This window comes from Pseudomonas sp. WC2 (genome assembly GCF_050586545.1).
In the GTDB taxonomy this organism is placed as follows: Bacteria; Pseudomonadota; Gammaproteobacteria; order Pseudomonadales; family Pseudomonadaceae; genus Aquipseudomonas.
This window is the reverse complement of the sequence record NZ_JBOBDR010000032.1, coordinates 1-23,435: the sequence shown is the minus strand read 5'-3', so window position 1 is coordinate 23,435 and position 23,435 is coordinate 1. Positions and strand designations below refer to the sequence as shown.

13 protein-coding genes, 1 rRNA gene and 2 pseudogenes are annotated in these 23,435 nt (G+C 59.6%); 5 read left to right on the top strand and 11 right to left on the bottom strand.

Annotated elements, in window-relative coordinates:
* Positions 1 to 59: 59 nt before the first annotated feature.
* A 5S ribosomal RNA gene (rrf, locus tag ACQ4OE_RS26390) occupies positions 60 to 175 on the top strand.
* A 72-nt stretch (positions 176 to 247) separates the two neighbouring features.
* Here rrf and ACQ4OE_RS26385 read toward each other — a convergent pair.
* The 4 genes from ACQ4OE_RS26385 to ACQ4OE_RS26370 all read right to left on the bottom strand — a co-directional run bounded on the left by ACQ4OE_RS26385 (position 248) and on the right by ACQ4OE_RS26370 (position 5,597).
* Positions 248 to 1,426 (bottom strand): PepSY-associated TM helix domain-containing protein, encoded by a 1,179-nt coding sequence (locus tag ACQ4OE_RS26385; RefSeq protein ID WP_430948426.1) that lies wholly within the window; start codon positions 1,424 to 1,426, stop codon positions 248 to 250.
* A 76-nt stretch (positions 1,427 to 1,502) separates the two neighbouring features.
* A complete protein-coding gene (locus ACQ4OE_RS26380; RefSeq protein ID WP_430948425.1) occupies positions 1,503 to 4,007 on the bottom strand; it encodes a TonB-dependent siderophore receptor in 2,505 nt (834 codons plus the stop codon).
* An 88-nt stretch (positions 4,008 to 4,095) separates the two neighbouring features.
* Positions 4,096 to 5,097 carry a FecR family protein gene (locus ACQ4OE_RS26375; RefSeq protein ID WP_122594136.1) on the bottom strand — a complete coding sequence of 334 codons (1,002 nt, stop codon included), beginning with the start codon at positions 5,095 to 5,097 and terminating at the stop codon, positions 4,096 to 4,098.
* A complete protein-coding gene (locus ACQ4OE_RS26370) occupies positions 5,097 to 5,597 on the bottom strand; it encodes a sigma-70 family RNA polymerase sigma factor (protein WP_430948424.1) in 501 nt (166 codons plus the stop codon). The genes ACQ4OE_RS26375 and ACQ4OE_RS26370 overlap by 1 nt, the downstream gene beginning before the upstream one ends.
* A 304-nt stretch (positions 5,598 to 5,901) precedes the next feature.
* Here ACQ4OE_RS26370 and ACQ4OE_RS26365 point away from each other — a divergent pair.
* Positions 5,902 to 6,927 (top strand): annotated as a pseudogene (locus ACQ4OE_RS26365) (HAMP domain-containing protein); the annotation flags it as partial.
* Positions 6,928 to 6,996: 69 nt separating this feature from the next.
* Positions 6,997 to 7,782 carry a methyl-accepting chemotaxis protein gene (locus tag ACQ4OE_RS26360; RefSeq protein WP_430948427.1) on the top strand — a complete coding sequence of 262 codons (786 nt, stop codon included), beginning with the start codon at positions 6,997 to 6,999 and terminating at the stop codon, positions 7,780 to 7,782.
* 131 nt (positions 7,783 to 7,913) lie between these two features.
* Here the strand turns inward: ACQ4OE_RS26360 and ACQ4OE_RS26355 are convergent, their stop codons facing one another.
* The 5 genes from ACQ4OE_RS26355 to ACQ4OE_RS26335 form a co-directional block, all read right to left on the bottom strand.
* Positions 7,914 to 8,381: an SRPBCC family protein gene (locus ACQ4OE_RS26355; RefSeq protein ID WP_430948423.1), complete on the bottom strand. Its 468-nt coding sequence runs from the start codon at positions 8,379 to 8,381 to the stop codon at positions 7,914 to 7,916.
* 22 nt (positions 8,382 to 8,403) lie between these two features.
* A complete protein-coding gene (locus tag ACQ4OE_RS26350) occupies positions 8,404 to 11,796 on the bottom strand; it encodes an amino acid adenylation domain-containing protein (protein WP_430948422.1) in 3,393 nt (1,130 codons plus the stop codon).
* A 10-nt stretch (positions 11,797 to 11,806) separates the two neighbouring features.
* Positions 11,807 to 12,736 (bottom strand): diiron oxygenase, encoded by a 930-nt coding sequence (locus ACQ4OE_RS26345; RefSeq protein ID WP_430948421.1) that lies wholly within the window; start codon positions 12,734 to 12,736, stop codon positions 11,807 to 11,809.
* Positions 12,733 to 13,506 carry a DUF3050 domain-containing protein gene (locus tag ACQ4OE_RS26340; RefSeq protein ID WP_430948420.1) on the bottom strand — a complete coding sequence of 258 codons (774 nt, stop codon included), beginning with the start codon at positions 13,504 to 13,506 and terminating at the stop codon, positions 12,733 to 12,735. Before ACQ4OE_RS26340 ends, ACQ4OE_RS26345 begins: the two co-directional genes overlap by 4 nt.
* 772 nt (positions 13,507 to 14,278) lie before the next feature.
* Complete coding sequence (locus ACQ4OE_RS26335; RefSeq protein ID WP_122594130.1) at positions 14,279 to 14,989, bottom strand: GntR family transcriptional regulator; 711 nt, start codon at positions 14,987 to 14,989, stop codon at positions 14,279 to 14,281.
* 197 nt (positions 14,990 to 15,186) lie between these two features.
* Here ACQ4OE_RS26335 and lapG point away from each other — a divergent pair, with 197 nt between their 5' ends.
* On the top strand, positions 15,187 to 15,879 hold the full coding sequence (lapG, locus tag ACQ4OE_RS26330) for a cysteine protease LapG (RefSeq protein WP_122594129.1): 693 nt from the start codon (positions 15,187 to 15,189) through the stop codon (positions 15,877 to 15,879).
* 14 nt (positions 15,880 to 15,893) lie between these two features.
* Positions 15,894 to 17,840 (top strand): cyclic di-GMP receptor LapD, encoded by a 1,947-nt coding sequence (gene lapD, locus ACQ4OE_RS26325; protein ID WP_430948419.1) that lies wholly within the window; start codon positions 15,894 to 15,896, stop codon positions 17,838 to 17,840.
* Between the two features lie 138 nt (positions 17,841 to 17,978).
* On the opposite strand, the gene ACQ4OE_RS26320 is transcribed toward lapD, so the two are convergent.
* Together ACQ4OE_RS26320 and ACQ4OE_RS26315 are read right to left on the bottom strand one after the other, a co-directional pair.
* Entirely contained in the window at positions 17,979 to 18,317 is a 339-nt protein-coding gene (locus tag ACQ4OE_RS26320; RefSeq protein ID WP_103306853.1) for a tryptophan synthase subunit beta, read from the bottom strand.
* Positions 18,318 to 18,466: 149 nt separating this feature from the next.
* Positions 18,467 to 23,435, bottom strand: a pseudogene (locus ACQ4OE_RS26315) (LapA family giant adhesin); the annotation flags it as partial.

Below are 23,435 nucleotides of genomic sequence, written 5' to 3'. Positions count from 1 at the left end.
AGTAGAAACATCCGTTTTTACTGGCTTGTTACCGTGTTGACGGGTCAGTTACAGAATTTCTTGACGACCATAGAGCGTTGGAACCACCTGATCCCATCCCGAACTCAGTAGTGAAACGATGCATCGCCGATGGTAGTGTGGGGTTTCCCCATGTGAGAGTAGGTCATCGTCAAGATTAAATTCCGAAACCCCTGTCTGCTAACGCAGACAGGGGTTTTGTCATTTCAGCGCCTACTAAAACCAACCATCAAACCACTTTGCGTGCCTTGCTGATGCGTCGAGCCTGCCATTTGCGCCACCAGATGTAGACGCCAATCCCCGACAAACCCGCAATCAAAAGACCTAACACCGCGATCATCACCTGTCCGGTAACCCCAATGATCCGCCCTCCGTGTATCGGTAACTGCAACCGGTAGAATTGCTCCCCCAACGTCCCCTGTCCTGCAATCTCCTGCCCGAGCAATCGTCCGTCCGTACCATGAAAGAACAACCAGGATTTGCCATGTGCGTCGGTGTCATGCTGACCAAACCCTGCACCGTAAAAGTTGTACTCAAAGCTGTAATACAACTCCCCGATCGCTGCGGTCAGTCCTAACCTTTTCCCCTCCTGTAGTGCCCTTTCATACGCTTGCTGGTAACTCAACTGCGTCACCCCAAGATCACCAGCAGGTATTCGCCCTCGAGCCTCATAGACGCTCGGTTCAATCGGTGAAAACAACGATACCGCTGGTTTGAACACCTGACTGGGCAAGTTCATCGCCACACTGCTCACAGCGATCGGTAACAACAGCAGCCATAACCATAATCCTCCCGCACGATGCAGATCGAAGTTCAGCCGATAAGCATGCCCGCCTTTGATCTTCCAGGCCGTCGACCACTTCTTCCAGAACGGCTTCCCACGCGGCAATGTCAGCCACAAAGCGACAAAGCAATCGATCACCCAGGCGATGGCCACCAAGCCCATCAGCCACAATCCCCAATTGCCCGGCAATGTCAGGTTGTAATGGAACTCGAGAATGAAGGGGACAAAATTCTCCCGCTGAAAACAGCACTCGCCCCAGTAACGCTGACCCGTTTGCTCAGCACTCACCGGATCCAGATAAAACACCTGATTACGCTCCTCGAACGGCTTTCCGGTCGCCGGATCATTGCGCGGCACCGCTGCCAGCATCGCCGTATGTCCCGCCTCATGCGGATACTCCATGTACCAGACCTGCAGCTTTGGATGGGCAGATTGCACCGCATCAACCAACTCGCCCGGTGGCAGCCGCGGGCCTTGCGCAGAAGCCGAATAAAACGCTGGATTCAACCATTCATCCAACTCATGGTTGAACGCCAGAAGACTTCCGGTAATCCCGGCCAACAGCAAAAACACTGCTGTGGCCAGACCGATATATCGATGCAATAAAACCAGAAACGAACGCATGAGAATTTCCCCGCAGAAACGACAAAGCCAGCCTCTGAATGTCAGAGGCTGGCTTTTTTATGCCCACAACAAAGAATTAGAACTGGTAGCTGACCGTCGCCGCCACGTTGCGCTCTTCGCCCATGTAGCAGAAGTTCAGACTGGCGCAGGAGGCGACGTAGGATTCATTGGTCAGGTTGTTCGCATTCAGACGTACGTCGACGCCCTTCAATCCAACTTTGCCCAAGTCATAACCAATCGAGGCGTCGAACAACGTATAGGAGGGCACCTTCAAAGTGTTTTCTGCATCTGCCCAACTGTATCCGACATAACGCACACCACCGCCCAGGCGCAGGCCATCGAGCACTGCACTGTCGAACTTGTAGTCCGCCCATAAAGACGCCATGTGCCGCGGTGCCTGCGTCGGCGAGTTGCCCTTGTTCTCGATCACGTCTGTCGGCGTGCTCAACGTGCTGACCATCGACTTCGAATACTCGATGTCGGTGAAGGTGTAGCTGCCGAGAACTTTGAGGTTGTCGGTCAGTTGCATGTGCGCTTCCAGTTCCAGACCTTGCGAACGAACAGCGCCTACAGCGCGATAGAAGTTTTCCTGCGGTAGTTTGGTCGCCAGGTTCTCTTGGTCGATACGGAACAGCGAAGCGGTAAACAGATTGTCAGTACCCGGCGGCTGATACTTCAGGCCGACTTCCCACTGCGTGCCGTCGGTAGGTGCCAGAGGATTCCCGGCGCTGTCGGCATATGAATTGGGGTTAAACGATTCGGAGTAGCTGACATAGGGCGCGAGACCGTTATCAAACAGGTACAGCGCGCCAGCGCGGCCAGTGAGTTTGGTGCGGCGATCATTGATCTCGGTGCCCTCAGGGCGCCCCGCTTCGGCGATGCGGTTTTCATCGGAGGTCTCGACCCAGTCCTGACGCAGACCCAGCGAGAAGCGCCACTTGTCCATCTCGATCAGGTCTTGCAGATACACACCTGTCTGCTCAAGGCGTCGCAGGTAGCTCGTATCGCCGTACATATCGATCGCCGAATTGCCGTACACCGGATTGAACGCATTGATCGGTGCGAGCCCGCCACTGGTCCAGTCAACCACGGTCTTGCGCCGTTGGTAATCGGCGCCCATCAGCACCGTATGCTTGGTCGCACCGGTAAAGAATTCAGCCTGGAGCATGTTGTCGACGATGAATGCATGCAGACGCTCGTCACCGCCGGTGTAATAACGGTTCAGCTCGTTGCTGGTTGGCGTGGTCCAGCCATAGGCGTAGACCTGATCCATATTCACTTTGGAATCGAGGTAGCGGAAGTTCTGCCGCGCGGTGAAGACGTCGTTGAAGCGATGCTCAAACTGATAACCGAACGACTGCTGATCGCGGGAATAGCCGTCAATCCCCGGCTCGCCTTCGAAGAAGTGCGGTGAGATGCGGTTGCCATTGCGCTGATGAATCGTGCCATCAGCCGGCACACCACCGTGATAACCACCGTCCGGATCGTGTTGCAGATAAGCCTGTAAGGTCAGCGACGTGTCTTCGCTGAAATCGATGCTCAGCGTCGGTGCGAGGGCGAAGCGCTTCTCCTTGTTGTGGTCGAACTGCGTGTCGGACTGATCCGACAACCCGGTCAGACGATAGGCGATGCGCTTGTCGTCATCGACCGGGCCGCTGAAGTCAAAACCGACGCCGCGTTGACCCTGCGTGCCGACCGTGGCCTGCACTTGATGGTAAGCCTCGTACAGCGGCTTTTTGCTGGTCAGCGCCACCAGGCCACCGGGCGAACTACGACCGTAGAGAACCGACGACGGGCCTTTGAGAATGTCCACGCGCTCGAGGAAATACGGGTCGACCTGCATGGTGCTGTAGGTTCCGCTGTCGCCCATCGACTTGAGCCCGTCGAGGTAAATGTTGTCCACCGAGCCGTCATTGAAGCCGCGCATCGCCACGTAGTCATAACGGTGAGTCGCGCCATAAGGATTGGTCAGCACACCGGGGGTGTAGCGCATCGCCTGCGAGACCGTCTGTGAGCCTTGGTCGTCCATCTGCTCGCGAGTGACCACAGATACGCTTTGTGAGGTTTCCAGCAGCGCGGTACTGGTTTTGGTGGCGATCTGGCTGTGCGTGGCGTTGTAGCCGTCCATGCTGCCCAGCGCGTTGCCAAGGGCAAAGCCTTTGATGTCGGTGGTCGGCAGGGCCAGCGCTTCGCTTTCCGCGATCGGCCGCAGGGTATAGCTGCTGCCATCCTGACTGACCGCTTCCAGTCCGGAGCCACCGAGCAGATGACTCAGTGCCTGATCGGTCGAGTACTCTCCCTGCACGCCCGGCGATTGCCGGCCCTGCGTCTGCTGCGGAGTCATCGCCAAGGTGATGCCAGCCTGACGGGCAAACTGATTCAGCGCTTCACCCAACGGACCGGCGGCAATGTTGTAACGATGACCGACCTCGCTGTTAACGACGCCGGCGGCGACGCTCAGGCTCGGCAGTACCGCCACGCCCAGCGCGGTCGTTAACAGAGCCGCTCGAACGGCATGGCGCAACAGGCGCGATTCGCAGGTGAAATTCGGAGAATGCTTACAGGTGGCGCGGACAGTCATTGTAGGTTTCCGTAGGAAGTCGCAAACGCTTGAGTTGAAGTGCTTACTGACTAAGCCGGACTGGCTGCGAAAACCCGCCAAAATAATTTCAGACGACACGTTCCAGAGTCACCCACCAGCGGGTGCGGTAGCGTAATTGCACCGGCAAGGTCTGCGGCAAGATGGAAAGCAGCTTGTCGGTGTCTTCGAGGCGAAACACGCCAGACAGGCGCAAGTCGGAAATATCCGAGGCGCAGGTCAGAAAGCCCTGGCGATAGCGTCCGACTTCGCCCAGGAAATCGCCCAGACGCATATTGCGCGTGACGATCAACCCATCGACCCAAGCACCGACATCCATATCCAGTGACGGTGCCACGCGCACTTGATGGTGATCGATGAGATAGCTCTGCCCAGCCTGCGCCTCGATCGTTGAACCAGCGGAATGAATAGCCACGCTTCCGCTGGTGACGCTGAGTCGTGTGCAATTGCTGTCCTGACGCAGAATGAATCGCGCGCCCTGCGGTTCGTAGGTGCCATGGCGACTTTGCACGCGCAACGACCGTTCGAAGGCCGAGCCCTCATCCGCACCGCCACAGCTGACGATAATTTCGCCACGGGTCAGCTTGATCAGCCGCTGTTGCGCGGTGTAATCGAGATCCACAGCGCTGGCGGTGTTGAGTTCGATGCGCGTGCCATCCGGTAGCTGGAAGCCGCGTCTCTCGCCAGTGGCCGTGGCGTAATCGGCGCTCCACTGCTGCCACGCGGCAGTGTCTTTCGCCAGCCAGGCCGCGGAGCCCATCAGTAATGCGCCAGACAACAATTTCAAAGCCTGTCGCCGACCCAGACCCTGCGCGCTGTTTTCCAGGGTATTGAACGCCACTTGCGCACCGGGCACCGCGCGCAGGTTATTGCTCAGCTCGGCTTGCAGCGACTGCACGCGTTGCCATGCCAGTTCATGTTCATGGTGTTCGGCGCGCCACTGCTCGCACTGGCGATTCAAACGCGCATTGCCATGGTTGTTACGCAGGCGCAGCAGCCAGTGGATGGCTTGCTTGACCACTTGCTGCTGTGGCTCGTTGCGACGGCCGAGAGAAAGGTTATCCACAGGCATCAGCTTGCGTACCGCAGCACGTAGCAGTGATACAACGCATCGGCGACGTAGCGTTCCACTGAACGCAGCGATAATCCCATCCGTTCGGCGATCTGCTTGTGGGTCAAACCTTCGCACTGTGCCAAGAGAAATGCCTGACGCACTTTCGGCTTCAGTCCTTCAAGCATGCGCGAAATGCTTTCCAGCAGTTCGATCACCAGTGCCCGTGATTCGGCACTCGGCGTTTCAGCTTCGGGCAAATGCGCGATGGTCTCCAGATAGGCGCGTTCGATTTCCTCGCGACGCCAATGATCAATCACCAAGCCGCGAGCGACGGTGCGCAGAAAAGCGCGAGGCGCGGTGAGTTCGAGGCGTTCGGTGCGTTGCAGCAGACGCACGAACGTGTCCTGTGCCAGGTCGGCGGCATCCGCTGCATTGCCCAACCGCGCGCGCAGCCAAGCGTTAAGCCAGCCGTGATGACTACTGTAAAGCGCCTGTACTGCAAGTTCAGGTGATGACATGAACGCGAACGTCACAAATGATAATTAGTCGCATTGTCAGCAAGGGTTACACAATTTGCAACTGCCACTCCTACAACGGTCATAAAAAATCCTGTACCGACCGCTCTACCGCACCGTTCGGCGGGAATCTTTCACTAATGCCATCCATTTCCTGCGCAGCCCTAAGATTTCTCCCACAGATGCCGACAGACTGGTGAGACATGCGTGCACCAAAGTAGAGCGGCCAGAAGAACGCTGCCTGCGCTGTACATGGAATGTTGCATCCGGAACGCATCCCCACTTTTGGCATAAGAAGTCCCATGAAATGAATCTCAAGTTCAGCCATAAAATCTTGTTGGCCGCCTCGGGCGTCGTGGTCCTGGCGTTCGCGCTGTTCACCCTCTACAACGATTATCTGCAGCGAAACACCATTCGCCAGAATCTGCAGTCCTCTGTCCAGCAGGCCGGTGATCTGACCGCCAGCAGCGTGCAGAACTGGATGAGCGGGCGGATTCTGGTGTTGGAAAACCTCGCGCAAAACGTCGCCCATCAGGGCAAGGACGCCGATTTCCCGGGTCTGGTCGATCAGCCGGCGTTCACCTCGAATTTCCAGTTCACTTACGTCGGCCAGGCCAACGGTGTGTTCACCCAGCGCCCAGACGCGAAGATGCCGGACGGCTACGATCCGCGTCAGCGCCCTTGGTACAAGCAAGCTGTCGCAGCTGATAAAACCATGCTGACGCCGCCGTACATGGCCGCTGTCGGTGGTCTGGTGGTGACCATCGCCATGCCGGTGAAAAAGAACGGCGAGCTGCTCGGCGTCGTCGGCGGTGACCTGAGCCTGGAAACCCTGGTGAAGATCATTAACTCGGTGGACTTCGGTGGCCTCGGCCATGCGTTCCTGGTCAGCGCCGACGGTCAGGTGATCGTCAGCCCGGACAAAGATCAGGTGATGAAAAATCTGAAAGACATCTACCCGAACACCAACGTACGCATCGAGAAGGGCAACCAGAACGTCGTGCTCAACGGCGAGGAACGCATTCTGTCGTTCACTCCGGTCAGCGATCTGCCGAATGCGCAGTGGTACATCGGTCTGTCGATTGATCGCGAAAAGGCCTACGCCGCACTCAGCCAATTCCGCACCTCGGCACTGATTGCGATGTTCGTCGCTGTCGGCGCGATTGCCCTGCTGCTGAGCTTGTTGATCAACGTGTTGATGCGTCCACTGACCACCATGGGCCGTGCGATGAAAGACATCGCTCAGGGCGAAGGTGATCTGACCCGCCGTCTCGTGGTTGAGAGCAAAGACGAATTCGGCGAGTTGGGCAGCGCGTTCAACCAGTTCGTTGAGCGAATTCATGCGTCGATTTCCGAAGTGTCCTCGGCGACCCGCCAGGTGCATGATCTGTCGCAACGCGTGATGGCTTCGTCCAACGCCTCGATCGTCGGCTCCGACGAACAAAGCGCGCGTACCAACAGTGTCGCAGCCGCGATCAACGAACTGGGCGCTGCCACTCAGGAAATCGCCCGAAACGCCGCCGATGCTTCGCAGCACGCCAGCGGCGCCAGCGAGCAGGCCGATGATGGGCGTCAGGTGGTGGAACAGACCATTCTGGCGATGACCGAGCTGTCGCAGAAGATCAGCCTGTCGTGCACGCAGATCGAAACCCTGAACGCCAGCACCGACAACATCGGCCACATCCTCGATGTGATCAAAGGCATCTCGCAGCAGACCAACCTGTTGGCGCTCAATGCGGCGATTGAAGCAGCGCGTGCCGGTGAAGCAGGTCGTGGGTTTGCCGTGGTCGCGGACGAGGTGCGTAACCTTGCGCACCGCACCCAGGAATCGGCGGAAGAGATTCACAAGATGATCACTTCCCTGCAAGTCGGTTCGCGTGAAGCGGTGAGCACGATGAGCGCCAGTCAGGCGTCCAGCGAGCAAAGCGTGGAAGTGGCCAATCAGGCCGGTTTGCGTCTGGTCAGCGTGACCCAGCGCATCGGCGAAATCGATGGCATGAACCAGTCGGTCGCAGCGGCGACGGAAGAGCAGACGGCGGTGGTGGAAACCCTCAACGTCGACGTTAACCAGATCAATATGCTGAACCAGCAGAGCGTGGCCAACCTCAATGAAACGTTGAAGGATTGTGATGCGTTGTCGCAGCAGGCTAACCGGCTGAAGCAATTGGTCGACAGCTTCAAGATCTGACCGCGTTATCGTTCTTCGCGAGCAGGCTCGCTCCCACAGGGTGATTGCATTCCTATAGAAGGAATGCAATCGAAATGTGGGAGCGAGCCTGCTCGCGAAAGCGGTGTGACATTCACCGCAAATCCGAAGCCTTAAACAAACAGCTTCAGCACATTCCCCATCGCATCATCCGCAAACCCCTGCACAAAATCCTTGAACCCCGGCAGCGCTTCCTCGCCGCGCGAAGCCGGCTCGGCAATGATCGTCCAGGTCGCCCGGGATTTGCCTTCGTCCAGCGATTTCACATCCATCGCCGCCCACAGATTTGCCACCCCCAACGTGTTGTAAATCGTCGTCCAGGTCATGCTCCGCGCCTGCTCATCCCGGGAGTTGAGTTGCTCGACCACCACGTTGCCATCCTTGAAAAATTTCTTGCGCAGTGAAGACACGCCCTCACCGGTCATTTCGATGTGCGACAGCGCTGGAATGAAGCGGTCGAAACCGCTGAAGTTGCCGACCACCGCCCAGACTTGCGCGGCATCCGCCGGCACTTCCACCGACGACACAACGTGGCAGCCTTGCGGGTTTTTGATCAGGGTGTCCGGTTGCAGAGTGCTCATGGTGTTGCTCCTTGTGGTTGAGTCAGATGAAGTTGATTTCTTTCAGGTAGTCGCAGCCGCGACGCAGCAGCGCCGGGGATTTCTGCGGGTAATGTGCGCCCATCTGCTGCACGCCAGCCTCAGCGTTGGCGTGCCCAATCAGCGAGATGTCGCCGATGTCTTCCTCGAAGCCGTTGAGGTAGAAACCGAGCACGCCGAACAGCGCGTTATCGGCGTCGACGCGGCCCAGTTGCTGCTGCCAGTCAGCGACGCTGACCAGCGCGAACTCGCTGCCGGTTTCGCGGAATGAAGCGACATAGGCGTCCCAGCTCAAAGGCTCGGGGTTGTGCAGGTTGAACACCGCGCGCTGCGGTGAATAACGGCTGGCGTGGAAGGCAATGAAGCGGGCGAGAAAGTCCACCGGCATCAGGTCGAAATTCAGCGCGAACGCCGGGACCTGACCGAGCTGAATCGAGCCTTTGAGCATCAGCATCAAACGGTTTTTATGCGGCTGACAAACGCCGCTCAGACTGTTGAAACTGATGTTGCCTGGGCGATACAGATTGACCCGCACGCCACGCTCCCGGGCCCGTTCGAGGATGCGTTCGCCGACCCATTTCGACAGGTTGTAGCCGTTGCGAATGTAGATCGGCGGCGTCGATGCGGCGGGCAGTTCCAGCACTTGGCCGGCGTCATCCACGGTGCTGGAAGCCGACAGCGTCGAGACGAAATTGAAAACCTTTTTGCTCTGCCCTTCACACAGGCGCAGCAGGGCAAAAATCGGCTCGACGTTGTCCGCCGCCAGCGACTCGTAATCGAGCACGTGATTGACGTTCGCGGCGTTGTGCACCAGCGCGCCGAACTCGCGATCGAGGCGTTGATAATCGTCGTCGTTCAGGCCCAATTGCGGACGCGAAATATCGGCGGAATAAACCCGCACACGACTCAGATCCAGATGCTCCAGACGGTTTTCCCGCAGTGACTCGGCGAAGCGCTGCGCCGCCGTTTTTCCGCCGCCATCGCGCACCAGACACGCGACCTCGCTGGCGCCCCAACCGAGCAACGCCTCGACGATGTGCACGCCGACAAAGCTGTTGGCGCCGGTGACGATGACCTTGTGCACATCGCCCATGCGGCTGATCGGCAGTGGTTCGATGTCCAGCGTTCGCTCGGCATCGGTCATCGCTTGAGCGCTAAGCACGGCGCTGTCATCGGTGCCGCGCACCAGCGTCGCCAGTTTGCTGATCGTCGGCAGTTCGATGAAGCGGTTGATCGAAATGCTGCGGCCAAATTCTTCACGTAAACGCAGGAGCATCCGCGACAGCAGAATCGAATGGCCACCGAGATTGAAGAAGCTCTCGTCGGTTGAAATGTCGCTGGCGGGCAACTCCAGCAATTCCGCCCAGATCTCCAGCAGCAGCGCCTCATCAGCATTCGCGGGCAGACATTTCGGGCCGCTGTCCTGCACGCTCACCGGCAGCTCCAGCAGCGCTTTGCGGTCGACTTTGCCGTTGCTGGCGAAGGGCATGCCCGGCAGCTCGGTCCACGCCACGGGTTGCATGTAGTCCGGTAAAAACTGCTGGGCGTGCGCCTTCAATGCTTCGCGTGAATCAGCGGATTGCGGCTGTGCGAGGAACGCCAGAATCCGCCGCTGAGGGTCGATCATGACCGCGATCTGCCGGTACAACTGGCTCTCGCGCAAGCAGCGTTCGATCTCTTCCGGCTCGACCCGAAAACCACGGATCTTCACCTGATTGTCGCGCCGTCCGCACAGCTCGATGCCGTGCTCGCCCCACTTGGCCATATCGCCGCTGCGGTAGGCGCGCAGGGTTTGGTCGTCGGGCAGATTCAGGGTCAGATAACGCTCGGCGGTTTGCTGCAGATTGTTGAGGTAGCCGAGGCAGACACCGGGGCCGACGATGAACAACTCGCCAACGGTTTGCTCCTCCACCGGCTGCAGATCGTCGTCGAGAATCAGCACCTGACTGTTGGCAATCGGTGCGCCCAGACTGCGATTGCTGTCACCCGGTTTGAGCTGCCGCGCGGTGATCAGCACCGTGGCTTCGGTCGGGCCGTAAAGGTTGTGCAGGGTGCCCCGGCGGGTCAGTTGCTCGATCACGAACGGCTCGCAGACATCGCCACCGGTCATTACTTGCACGCCTTCGAGTTGTTCCAGCGGCAGGATGCTCAACAACGCCGGCGGCAGGAACGCGTGGGTCAGTTGCCGACGACGGATCAGCGCGACCAGTTGCAGCGGATCGCGCCGTTGCGTGTCGTCGGGCACCACCAGTTCGGCGCCGGCGAGCAGGGTCGGAAAGATATCGATCAACGACGAGTCGAAGCTCAGCGAAGAGAACTGCAGCGCGCGACTTTCAGCCTGTAGCTGCACGTAATCGGTGTACCACGCGGTGAAGTGTGCGAGGTTGGCCTGACTGAGCAGCACACCTTTGGGATGGCCGGTGGTGCCCGAGGTGTAGAGCGCCATGCACGCCGCCTCAAGGTTAGGGCGTTGGCGCATCAACGGTTGGCCGAGATCGGCGTCGGTGCTGTCGATGGCACTGACGTCGAGCCCCGCCATCGTTTCGCTCAGCGGATGCTCGCCGTCGTGCAGCAACAACAATGCGCCGGCGTTGTGCAGAATGTATTGCTGGCGCTGCAGCGGATGACTCGGTTCCAGCGGCAGGTACACCGCACCACTTCCCAGAATCGCCAGAATCGAAGCGAACAGCACCGGACTTTTCGGCAGGCAAATACCAACCACCCATGGCTGCGGATGCTGCTCCAGCAACGGCAGCAAACACTGTTGAATCGCACGGCTGTGGGCGTGTAACTGGGCGTAGCTGATCGACTGCTCGGCAAGGTGCAGCGCCGGTCGGTCGGCGTGGCGGATCAAGCTCTGTTGCAGACGCTCGATGACTGGAACCTGCGCCTGCTTCAGCAACGCCGGATTCGCTGTGTCGTTGAGGCGATGGACGTAAGCCAGGCTGTCGAGGAACAGCAGGTTTTCCATCCGTTCGAAATCCGGCGTCTTCAGCAACGCGGCCTGCTGAAAATATTCCGTGTCGCGGGAGAAGCGGCTGACCAGCAAAGCCACTTCGTCGACGATGTGCGTCAGCACCCGTTGTCGCAGTGCCTGACCGTTGCCGGACGGCTCATCGCCAATCGGTACACGGCTGATCAGTGACGAGCCGAGGAAGCACAGCAGATCGAGGGTCGGCAGACCCGCAGCGCTTTGCGCGCCGACGGCCAGGCGCAGATGCAAGTGCGGGATGGCGCAGCGATCGCCAGCGCCGATGAAGCCATCGTCAATGATCAGATCCACCGTCGACGCACCCGCAGCGCTGCGCTGCAATGAGTGGCCGTGTTGTTCCAGTTCCTGCGCCAGGTTGGTCATGGCCTGGCTGGCGCCAATCAGCAAAATGTCGAGACGTTTCATGTCGGCCTCCTTAAACCAGGTAGTCGCGCAGGGCGTGCTGCACGCACGGTGTGTCGAGCAGCGAGCTGTTGTGGAAGAACTTGACGATGTTGGCCACCAGCGGGTGATGGCTATTGATCGGGAAAGCCAGCCCGGCCATTTCCTCTCGGAGCGAGCGCCGTGTGGTTTCGCTGACCGGCAGCGCGTCGATCAGGCGCAGGTCGAAGGACTTCTGAATGTCGTTGGTCAGGTAGTGGCCGATGAACACCGGCAGGATCTGCGCGATGGTTTCGCGATCAGCATCGTTGGCGGTGTGCCAGTAAATCCGCACCATCCGCGCCCAGAAACTCGAATGACGACCCTCGTCGAGCAAGTGGTCGGCCATCAGGCCTTTGATCGACGGCTTGACCGTGTCGTCTCGGGCAAACGCTGCGACATCGCCGGTCACGGTGTTTTCAGCGATGGCCACACAGATCAGTTCCACGGCGCTGCGCAAATGTTCCGGGGCCAGCGCGACAGCGGCGGGAATGGCGCGGCTGAGTTCGATTTCGTCGGGCAACTGAATCGGTTCGATGCCGGTCATGGCCACTGTCTGCTGCATGAAATCCATCGCCACCAGCGCGTGGTAATCCTCGTCAACCACCACGGTCATCGCGTCGTAACGACAGGCAAACGGGAAGGCCACGGCGAAGCGATTCTTGGCGATGCTGCGCGCGGTCTTGTCGACGATCTCGGTCTCGAAAATCACCACGTCGTTGATGAACTTGTACAGCGTCTGCACCAAGGCGAAATCCCGTTGTTGCGGGCATTCGCGCAGGAAGGTTTCGCTGAGCACCAGCGGTTGGCGACTGAGTGGATAAATCAGTCGCTCGTCGTCCTCCAGCAGCCGACGCGGACGGGTGCGGATGGTCGCGCGGCTCTCCCAGGTTTCGGCAAACGATTGATAGTCGGCGGCGTTCATTGGGCCACCTCCGCCAATGGCTCGCGCATGCTCAGGCGCAGGCCGTCCCATAGGGCGATGCGGCTTTCGACGGCGGCGATGGCGCTGGCGTAAACCTCGGCTTCACGCTGCGGGTCGCCATCGACCAGACGATCGAGCAACTGTTCCGCCGCCGGGCCGTGGTCCTCTGAGTCGACTTCGATGTGCCGTTCCAGGTAATAGCGAAAGGTCGGCGCCTGCTCGATACCGATGCCCCAGTCATCGAGAATGCGCTGGAACATGGTCGGGATTACGCTCTCGCGTCCATGCAGAAACGCCGCTGCCACGCTGTGTCCCGGCGCATGCAGGGCAATGCGCAAGGTGTCGCGAACGAACTGCGCCGCCGCCGGTTCGATCTCGACGCTTTGCAGCGCCACGTCATAGCTCACGCCTTCCTGTTGCAGGGCGACAAAGCGCTCCACCGCCGTGGTGCTCGCGCCGATCTCGCGCATCGCATCCAGGTACAGTTCGAAGTGGCTGTAGTGACCGTCGGCCAAGCGATCATCGGATTCCTCACCGAGCACGATTTCGTTGATCAACCGTGCGGCGTGCGGGTCACGCGGTGGCAGCCAGGGTAATCGGGTGCAGGTCAGTTCCTGCTGCAGGCGTTTGGTCAGCGACATGAAATCCCACACGGCGAATACGTGGGTTTCCATGAAACGCTGCAAGACCGATAACGAACTGATTTCGGAAAAGATCGGATGAACACTCAGTTCAGCTTTTTTCAGGGCGAGTTGGTTCTTATTGGGCATCATGATGTCCTTTATCATTGATATGAAATGTAACGGCTCTTTCAACGGCGTAATCAGTGTTTTAGTAACTTGGTGATCGTCAGGCGGCGAGTGGTTACCCGTCTTTGCAGATAGTTAAGTGTCAAGTTGCATATTGGCGTTGTACGGTGTGACCCCATGCCGAGGCACCGCGGCTGCAGGTGTTGGGCTGGGTGTGCTCCGGGTTGAAGTACGAATTTCAAACTCGGCGAGGAAAAACTAATACAGCGCAACAGTGATTAACAAGTGTAATTTTAATTATTTTAAGTTTGCTGTTTTTTGAATATGAGCGTGCCTGATAAAACTTTTAGTTTGAGTTTTATTTGGGCGTAGTTGCTCCTTTCGGCGAACAGCGGCCAAAATTGATCAATAAGAGTGAATGCCTCACTCGAAGCAACTTTCTAATAAAAGGAATTAATTGATTTAAGTGGGCGGAAGTTGGCCGTGACCGGCGCCGTTGACTTCCTTTTTCCCCGTGACAAGGCTCCTTCCGTAGGTTCCTGGTGCGGGGACTGCGCCGGCGGTGCGGTGCGTCGCCCGTTCTTTATTGGGTTGGCGGATCAAGAGTGCGGGTAAATGGCCAGCTCGGCTATTACCGATTCGTCATCACAGCTGCAAATAACGGGCTGATTCGCGTGGGGGGAGGTTAGAGCGCAAATGTCGACTTGCCAGCCTGTTGCTGGCTGATCGAAAGGGAGGATTTGTAAGCGGGTGAGTCGCCGGGCAGACCTGGAGGACTGCCGGATGCGGTTATTCAGCGTGCGGCTTTACGGCTTTGCGCCGCCGGGCTGGCGAGATAACGGGTGATGACCTCGACGCCACGGTTAAGGTGCTTGACCAGCAGGGCCACTGAGCCTTCGACGTCGCGTGCGATTGCCCTGTGCAGCATGGCGCGGTGATCGTCCTGGGACAGATCGCCCAGGCCCATGGCTTCGAGATTGAAACGCAGGAAGCGTTCCTCCTCGTTCAGTCCGTCTTCGACCAGCCGCAACAGCCGCTGGTTAGGCGCCTTGGCGTAAAGCGCCATATGGAACAAACGGTTGAGCCGACCAATTTCGGTGTAGTCATGCTGATTGGCGAGTTGTTCGATGCACACTGCCGCTTGAGCGTGATCGGCCGCAGTCAGCAACGGAATCGACTGACGCAACGCTTCGGATTCGAGCAGGATGCGTAACTCATAGGTTTCGGTGGCATCGCCCTGAATCAGCGGGGCGACCACCGCGCCTTTGTGCGCGGTGACACTCAGCAACTCTTGCGCTTCGAGCTGACGCAGGGCTTCGCGCACGGGCATGCGGCTGACACCGAACAGATCGGCCAGATCCTGCTGGCGCAACGCGGTGCCGCAGGGCAGCCGGCCATCGAGGATTGCCGCACGCAGGGTTTCTTCGATGATCGAGCGGGCCAGGTGTGCGGGAATCGGCCCGTCGACTTTAATGCTTTGCAGCGGCTTGGGCTTCTGTGTCACGACTACGCACCCTGTATGTCGACCTGATTTGGATCCAAATGACACTAGTGATTGCTCTACAAGTTGTCAAACCGTGTAGAACAATCTAGTTACATCTGCAGCTTAGCGTGCCAGCGATGATCTCACCGTGCCATTGTTTTTTACCGGGCTAAGCTTCACCATCAAACGCTTTCCCTCCTGCCCCCTGGAAACCTGCTGTGGCGGTACGTTTCGCGATCCCCCGGACACTGCGCTGGCTCGGCTGCGCACTGCTGCTGGCCGGCGTCATGCTGGGCGGTCTGCATGCCGATTGGGATTTTTCCGCGATCAGCCGCAAGGCCACGGCGCTCTATGGGCCGCTGGGGGCCGGGCAGCAGCGGATTGATGCCTGGCAGAATCTGTTGGCGACGCAAAAACAGGTCAGCGAGATGGAAAAGCTCAAAGTGGTGAACCTGTTCTTCAACAAACAGGTGCGCTACGTCGAAGACATCGATCTATGGCATGAAGTCGATTACTGGGAAACGCCGATTGAGGCGCTGTGGAAAGGCGCCGGTGATTGCGAAGACTACGCCATCGCCAAGTATTTCAGCCTGCGCCACCTCGGGGTTTCCAGCGACAAGCTGCGTATCACCTACGTAAAAGCCTTGCGCCAAAATCGCGCGCACATGGTGCTGACTTACTATTCGACCCCGGACGCGATGCCGCTGGTGCTCGACAGCCTGATCGATCCGATCCAGCCGGCATCGCAGCGCACCGATTTGCTGCCGGTTTACTCTTTCAATGCGGAAGGTCTGTATCTGCCGGGGGCCAAAGGCAATAAAAAGGTCGGTGACACCAAACGCCTGTCGCGCTGGCAGGATGTGTTGAAGAAAATGCAGGCCGAAGGTTTCCCGGTCGAGACGATTAACTAGGAGCATGCGCTCAGATGTCTTTGTTCAAACAGCTGTTGATCGCGATTTGTCTGTTCCTTGTGGTGGCCTTTACCGGCAGCTTCATGGTCAGCCTGGAGAGCTCGCGCACCCAGTACGTCAACCAGTTGCGTTCCCACGCACAGGACGCCGCGACGGCGCTGGCCTTGTCGTTGACGCCGAATATCGACGACCCGGCGATGGTGGAGTTGCTGGTCAGTTCGATTTTCGACAGCGGTTATTACGCGAGCATCCGCGTGGTCGATCTGAAGACCGATCAGACCATCGTCGAGCGCAACGGCATTCCGGCGGTCAGCAATGTGCCGGACTGGTTCGTCGAGCTGATTGGTCTGGAACCGGCCGGTGGCGATGCGCTGGTCAGCCGTGGCTGGGAGCAGGCGGCGCGAGTTGAAGTCGTTAGCCACCCGATGTTCGCCGTGGCCAAGCTATGGCAGAGCGCGCTGGGCAGCCTCGGCTGGCTGCTGATCTGCGGTGCGATCAGTGCCGTGCTCGGCGCGCTGCTGCTGCGCCGGCAATTAAAACCGTTGGATTACATGGTCAAGCAGTCGCACGCCATCGCCCGCCGCGAGTTCCTCAGCCTGCCGGAACTGCCGCGCACGCCTGAGTTACGCCGCGTGGTGCAGGCGATGAATCAGATGGTCGAGAAGCTCAAGGCGCTGTTTCAGGAGCAGGCCGAGCGCAGTGAAAAGCTGCGTGCCGAGTCGTATCAAGACAACCTGACCGGATTGGCCAACCGCCGCTATTTCGAGATGCAGTTGCACAACCGGGTGAGCAACCCGGAGCAGGCCAGCTCCGGTTATCTGCTGTTGTTGCGGGTCAAGGATCTGGCCGGGCTCAACCAGCGTCTGGGCGGTCAGCGTACTGATGAGTTGTTGAAAGCGGTCGGCGAGCAACTGTCGCGCGAATGCGCCAAATACCCGGAAACCCAGAACCTCGTCACGCGTATCCGTGGCGGTGAATTCGCCGTGCTGGCGCCGGGTCTGGTACGCGAGGAAGCGCTGCAACTGGCGCAGAATCTCGACAGCGCGTTGAGCAGCCTGCACGCCACGGGCGCGACCGATGTGGCGGCGGTGGCGTCGATTGGCCTGGCGCCGTTCGCTCACGGCGATTCGCCGCAAGCGGTGTTGAGCCTCGGCGATCAGGCATTGGCGCAGGCTGAAGGGCAGGGTGAGCAGAACTGGGCCTGCATCGATCAGAGCCTGACGGCGGACGTTGGCGACGATCACCACGCCTGGCATCGCTTGCTCGATCAGGCCTTGAGTCAGCAGCGTTTCGAGCTGTATTTCCAGCCGGTCGTGGCCGCTCAGGACACGCAACTGGTGCTGCATTACAAAGTGCTCTCGCGCTTGCTTGATGATCAGGGCCAGACGATTCCCGCCGGGCGCTTTCTGCCGTGGCTGGAGCGCTTCGGCTGGACCGCGCGGCTTGATCGCTTGATGCTCGAACGCGTGCTGGAGCAGATGAAAGGACACGAAGATTCGCTGGCGCTGAACGTGTCTTCGGCGACCCTCGCCGACCCGCAGGCGCTGAACAAGGTCTTCGACATTCTGCGCGCGCATTCCAACCTTGGCGCGCGGCTGACCCTGGAAATCGGTGAAGAGCAATTGCCCGAGCAAGCGGTGCTGGAGCAATTGACCCGGCGTCTGCGCGAGCTCGGCTTCTCTCTGAGTCTGCAGCGCTTTGGTGGCCGTTTCAGCATGATCGGCAACCTGGCGCGGCTGGGGCTGGCGTACCTGAAGATCGATGGCAGCTACATCCGCGCGATCGATCAGGAGAGCGACAAGCGCCTGTTTATCGAAGCGATCCAGCGTGCGGCGCACAGCATTGATCTGCCGCTGATTGCCGAGCGGGTGGAGACGGAGGGAGAATTGTCGGTGATTCGCGAGATGGGTTTGTATGGGGTTCAGGGGCAGTTGTTGGGTGAACCGAAGCCTTGGGGATGACTGATCGTTCCCACGCTCTGCGTGGGAATGCAGCCCGTGACGCTCCGCGTCACAACGATGTTTGAGCGGTGTGGCTGGAACGCGGAGCGTCCCTTGATGCATTCCCACGCGGAGCGTGGGACGATCAATAGAGGGAGGTCAGATCAACCCGGTCTCTTCATCATCGATCAACTGGCTCAACCCGCCCAGCGCCTCACGCGCCTGGGTCCGGTCCATCAATTTGGCCTGGGCCGCCGGTGGCAGGTCGGTGACGCGGATCACGCCTTTCTGGGTCAGCACCTGAATCAGGTCGTCGAGTACCCGAATCATTTCAAAGTCGCTCTGCTTGAGCTGTTTGAGGCTGTTTTCCACGGCTTCGTTGGCGTACCACGCCTGGATTTCGTGGTGATCGGCCGGCAGCGTTTCCGTGGCCTCGGCGTAAGCCGCGGCTTCCACGCGAATCAACTGGCCTTGCGCATCGCGTTGCACGTAAAACATTGAGCATCCCTCAGAAATGAACCAGCGTCATGCTGTCAGCAGCATAGCCAACTGCGCGCGAGTATGCGGGGCGGCGACGCAATCGTCACCGGTCTGCACAGCACAAACGTGACGGCCGCCCCAGTGGGGCGGCCGTTTTTGTTCACGGATCAGCTGTTGTTGTGATCGACCTTGATGGTCGGGTCGCTGCCGGCAATCAGGTTGTGAATGTTGGCGCTGGACCAGTTGTTGCCTTCCAGTTTGATCGTCACGTCCGGGGTCGCCGCAGCAGCGTCGCCGGAGTTGAACTTGCCCGCCGAGCTGACTTGCAGCGACGACGTGCCGTCGACCGTGGTGATCTTGAGGAAGTTGTCGATGGTGCTGCCGGTTTCGCCCTGCAACAGATCGCGCAGATCGATACGGTCACCTTCGCTGGCCTTGAAGTCCTTGATCACGTCGTTGCCAGTGTCGCCGGACTTCCAGACGAAGGTATCGGCACCCGAACCACCAATGAGGATGTCGTTGCCCTGACCGCCGATCAGCGTGTCGTTACCGGTGCCGCCGAGCAGGATGTCATTGCCTTTGCCGCCATCGAGCCAGTCGTTGCCGCCCGAGCCGAAGAGGATGTCATTGCCCGCGCCACCCAACAGCGTGTCGTTGCCGTCATGTGCACCGGAGACATCGAACGCCTGATAGTGCTCGGTGATGTACTGGTGCACGTTGCTGGTGGTGACTTTGCTGACATCGACCCCGGTTTCCTTGGCCACGAACGCCTGCATCGCCTGATAACCCTCACCGGCAATGCCGTTGAAGCTCACCAGATCGCCGAAGATGATGTCGTTGCCGTCGCCACCGCTGACGGTGTCGTTGCCCGGCATCGTGGCTTCGGTGTGGCCGATGATCGAGTTGGCCAGATCCTTCGGATCGATGTTGGTCTGTGGCGTTTTATCCGAGTCGTAAGGCTTCAGATCGTTGAGGCTGACGCCGCTGTTGAGGCCGATGGCTTCAACGTTCGACAGACCGCTAAGCAACGCGAAGCTGCTGGTCGAGTTATCGGTGGTGGTCGAACTGGTGCTGCTGCCGCTGCCCGCCAGAGCCGACAACTCGTAAGTGCCGTCGCCCTGAGCGTGGATGGTGCCCAGGCTGCTCCAGTTCCAGCTGCCGTTTTTATAGGTCTGCAGGACCACGCTGCCGGAGCTGTTGATGCTCAGGTAGTGCGTGTTGTCGATGTAGGTGCTGAAGCTGTCGCCCAGCTTGTAGTTGCTGGTCGTCACCACGCTGTCGAGTTTGACGTTGCCGTACAGCGTTGGGTTGGTCTGCTCGCCGCTCTGGTAATAGGTCGGCTGGCCGTCGGTAATGAAGTACGTGAGGTTCTTCGCCCCGGTGTTAGCCACGGCGTCGGCGCTCTGGAACCAGTTGGCCGTGGTCTTGAACACGTCCTCGTAGTTGGTGCCGCCGCCGGAGCTCATCGAGTCCAGCACGGCTTTGAGCAGGGTCAGTGCGTTCGGGTCGTTGAGGTTCACCGATACCGACTTGTTGACCTGAGTATCGAAGTCCACCAGGAAGATGTTCACCGTACCCGAGTTACTGCCACCGAGGCTCTGCTTGAGGGTGTTGAACACCGCTGTCAGTGAGTCCTTGGCCGCGTTGATCGAGGAGCTGCTCATACTGCCGGAGCTGTCGACCATGAACGCGATGTTGTAGTTGGTGCCCGGGACCACGGTCAGGCCGCCGATGTCGGCGACGATGATGTCGTTGCCGTCGGTGCCGGTGACGGTGTCATCGGCCGAGGTGGCGACAATGGCGTTGTAGACCGCCGGCACCACAGTGACCGGAATGGTCGCGGTGCTGCTCGCCGAGCCGCCAACCTGTTCGGTGGACGTCGAAGTCACGGTCAGGTTGAACTGGCCGTTGTAGTACGGCGGAGGCGTCACGGTCAGGCTGCCGAGGTTCCAGCCGGTGACGTTGGCGTCGCCACTGGTGGCGGTGACGGTGAAGGTATGCCCCGCGCCATCGCTGAGCACCGAGCCGACCGGTGCGCCGCTGATCTTCACGCTCAGGGTTTCCGAGCCGTCGGTGTCGGTCAGCGCGGTGGTGATCGCCGACAGTTTCACCGTGGTGCCTTCGGCGCCGGTGTTGAGTTTGTAGCCGTCGTAATAGCCTTCGCCGTTGGTGCCGTGCAGATCGGAGACGGTCACGCCCGAGTTCGCCAGATCCTGTACGCCGGTGTACAGCGGTACGCCGGCGCTGCTCAGGTCGATCGCCGCACCGCCGTTGACCGACAGATTGACGTCATAGCTGCCCGGGCCGCTCTGGTTGTGGTGGTAGATGTCCAGGGTGTAGTAGCCGCTGGTGGTCGGGGTGAACGAACCGTTGAGATTGCCGCCCGCGCCCCACGTGGTCGAGGCCACGTTTTTACCGCCAATGGTCACCAACAGGCTGTCATCGCCGACGCCGCTGAAGGTGTAGGTCTTGCCGGCTTCCAGATAGATCAGGCCGGAGGTTTTCGACGCGGTACCGGCGGTCACGCTGCCGTCGGACTGCACGTTGTTCACATTAGTGCTGGAGTTCGGTTTGCCGCCTGCGTCGATGACGTTTTTCAGCGTGGTCGAATCCGCGCCGTTGCCGTTGGTGCCCAGGCCCGAAAGACCGGTCCAGACTTCCTTGATCAACCCGGTGGATTTCACGCTGTTGTCGGCCACGCTCACGGTCGGCGCATCCGCCACTGGCGTAATGTCGATTTTCACCGTGCCAGTGCTGCCCAGCAGTTGGCCGTCGGTTGGCTGGAATTTGATTTGCGCGTAGTCAGCCTGATTGTTGCCCAGGCCGGTGCCGCCGTAACCGTTGACACCCGACTCGTTGCTATCCGGCAGGAAGCGCAGTTTGCCAGCGTCGATGTCGGCTTTGCTGAAGGTCTGGTTGTTGGCGACGTCCTTCCAGGTCGAACCGTCCAGATACTGCAGTTTGCCTTCGCCCGGCAGCTGGGTGATTTTCACTCCGAGGCTGCTCGCCGGGCTGTCGACGTCGCTCACACCGAAGGTCGACCAGCCAAGGATCAGCGGCGTGTCTTCAGTGCCGGTGACGTTGACTGGTGCTGCAACCGGCGCATCGTTGATCGCCACCACGTTGACCGTGGTGGTCGCGGTGTTGGAGTAGTTGCCGCCATCGGTCACGGTCACGGTGATGATGCGCGGTACGGTGCTCGGGTCTTCACTGCTGTTGGTGAAGCTGATGTTTTTGATGGCCTGCATGTAGTCGGCCAGCGTCGCGTTGCCCGACAAGGTCAGGGTCACGGTGCCGTTGGTGCTGTTGGCATTGATGGTGATGCCGTTGACGCTGTTGCCCAGGTTCAGCGCATCGCCGTCCTGACGGTTGGTCAGTACCACGGTGGCGCCGGTGAGCATGGTGCTGTCGGGGTCGGTGATCTTGATATCGGTGTCGGCAATCGACACACCCGCGCCCGGGGTGTTCTCGGTGAAGGTCACCTTGTAGTCGGCACCGGTGGCGCCGCTGGAATTGTTGGCATCCAGGTCAATGACCGGCGGTGCATCGTTGTCGATGATCGAGGTGCTGACGCTGCCATTGGTGGCGCTGACCGCGAGGTTCTCGAAGTTGCCGCCGGTGGCCGAATCGATCTTGACCACGAAGTTCTCGGTGCCTTCGGTGATCTTGTCATCGATGGTCGCGACGTTGAACTGCGCGCTGCTCGCACCTGCCGGGATCTTCACGGTGTACACGCCGGTGAAGTCCGAACCGTCGGCGGCGGTGCCGCTGTAGACGATTTTCAGGGTCACTTCGGTTTGCGCCGGGTGGTTCAGGCTGACCGTGTAGCTGGCGGTCTGGCCTTCGGTCACCGAGGTGCTGCCGGTGATGCTGACGGTGGTGGTGTCGAGGGTGTCGGTGACGTTGGTCACGGCTGGCGTGTTACTGGTCACCAGGTTTTCGAAGCCGCCGCCGCTGGTGCCGGTGATGCTTGCCTGTACGGTGCCGGCGTCTTTGTAGACGTCGTCAGCCGGAGCTGCAACGGTCACGGTGCCAGTGGTTTTACCCGCCTCGATGGTGATTACCGAACCGTTGGACAGCGTCACGGTAACCGGCGAGCCGGCAGCGTTGGTCAAGGTCGCGGTGTAGGTGATCTGGCCACCCTCGGCCACGGTACCGGTCGCGGACAGCGACAGGTTGGTGGTGTCGACGGTGTCGGTCACGGTGGTGCTGACCGGGGTTTTGTCGGCGACCAGGTTTTCGTAGTTACCGCCGCTGACGTTGGTGATCGCGTTGGTCAGTGGTGCGTGGCCAGTCAGCGCATCGTTCGGTGCGATGGTGGTCACGGTGCCGGTGGTTTTGCCGACTTCGATGGTGATGGTCTGACCGTTCGACAGGGTGACCACGACAGGCGAACCCGTCACTGGTGCGCCGACAGTGGCGGTGTAGACGACGTTGCCGCCCTCTGCCGCTGTGGCCGTTGCCGCCAATTTCACGGTGGTGGTGTCGATGGTGTCGGTGACGCTGGTTACGGCGGGTGCAGTGCTGGTGACCAGGTTTTCGAAGCTACCGCCGGTGGCGGTCTTGATCGTTGCCTGGACGTTGCCGGCATCCTTGTAGACGTCATCCGCCGGGGCTGCGACGGTCACAGTGCCGGTAGTTTTACCGGCCTCAATGGTGATCACTGCACCGTTCGACAGAGTCACGGTCACTGGCGAGCCAGCAGCGTTGGTCAGCGTTGCGGTGTAAACGATCGAACCACCCTCGGCCACAGAACCAGTCGCACTCAGCGACAGGTTAGTGGTGTCGACGGTGTCGGTGACGGTGGTCGAAACCAGAGTTTTGTCGGCGACCAGATTTTCGTAGTTGCCACCAGTAACGCCAGTAATCGCGTTGGTAATTGGAGCATGACCAGTCAGCGCATCGTTCGGCGCGGTGGTGGTCACGGTGCCGGTGGTTTTGCCGACTTCGATGGTGATGTTCTGGCCGTTGGCCAGGGTCACGACAACTGGCGAACCGGTCACTGGCGCACCAACGGTGGCGGTGTAGGTGACAGTGCCACCTTCGGCAGCGGACTCGGTCGCCGTCAGTTTGACGGTGGTCGTGTCGATGGTGTCCGTCACGTTGGTGACGGCTGGAACAGTGCTCGGAACCAGG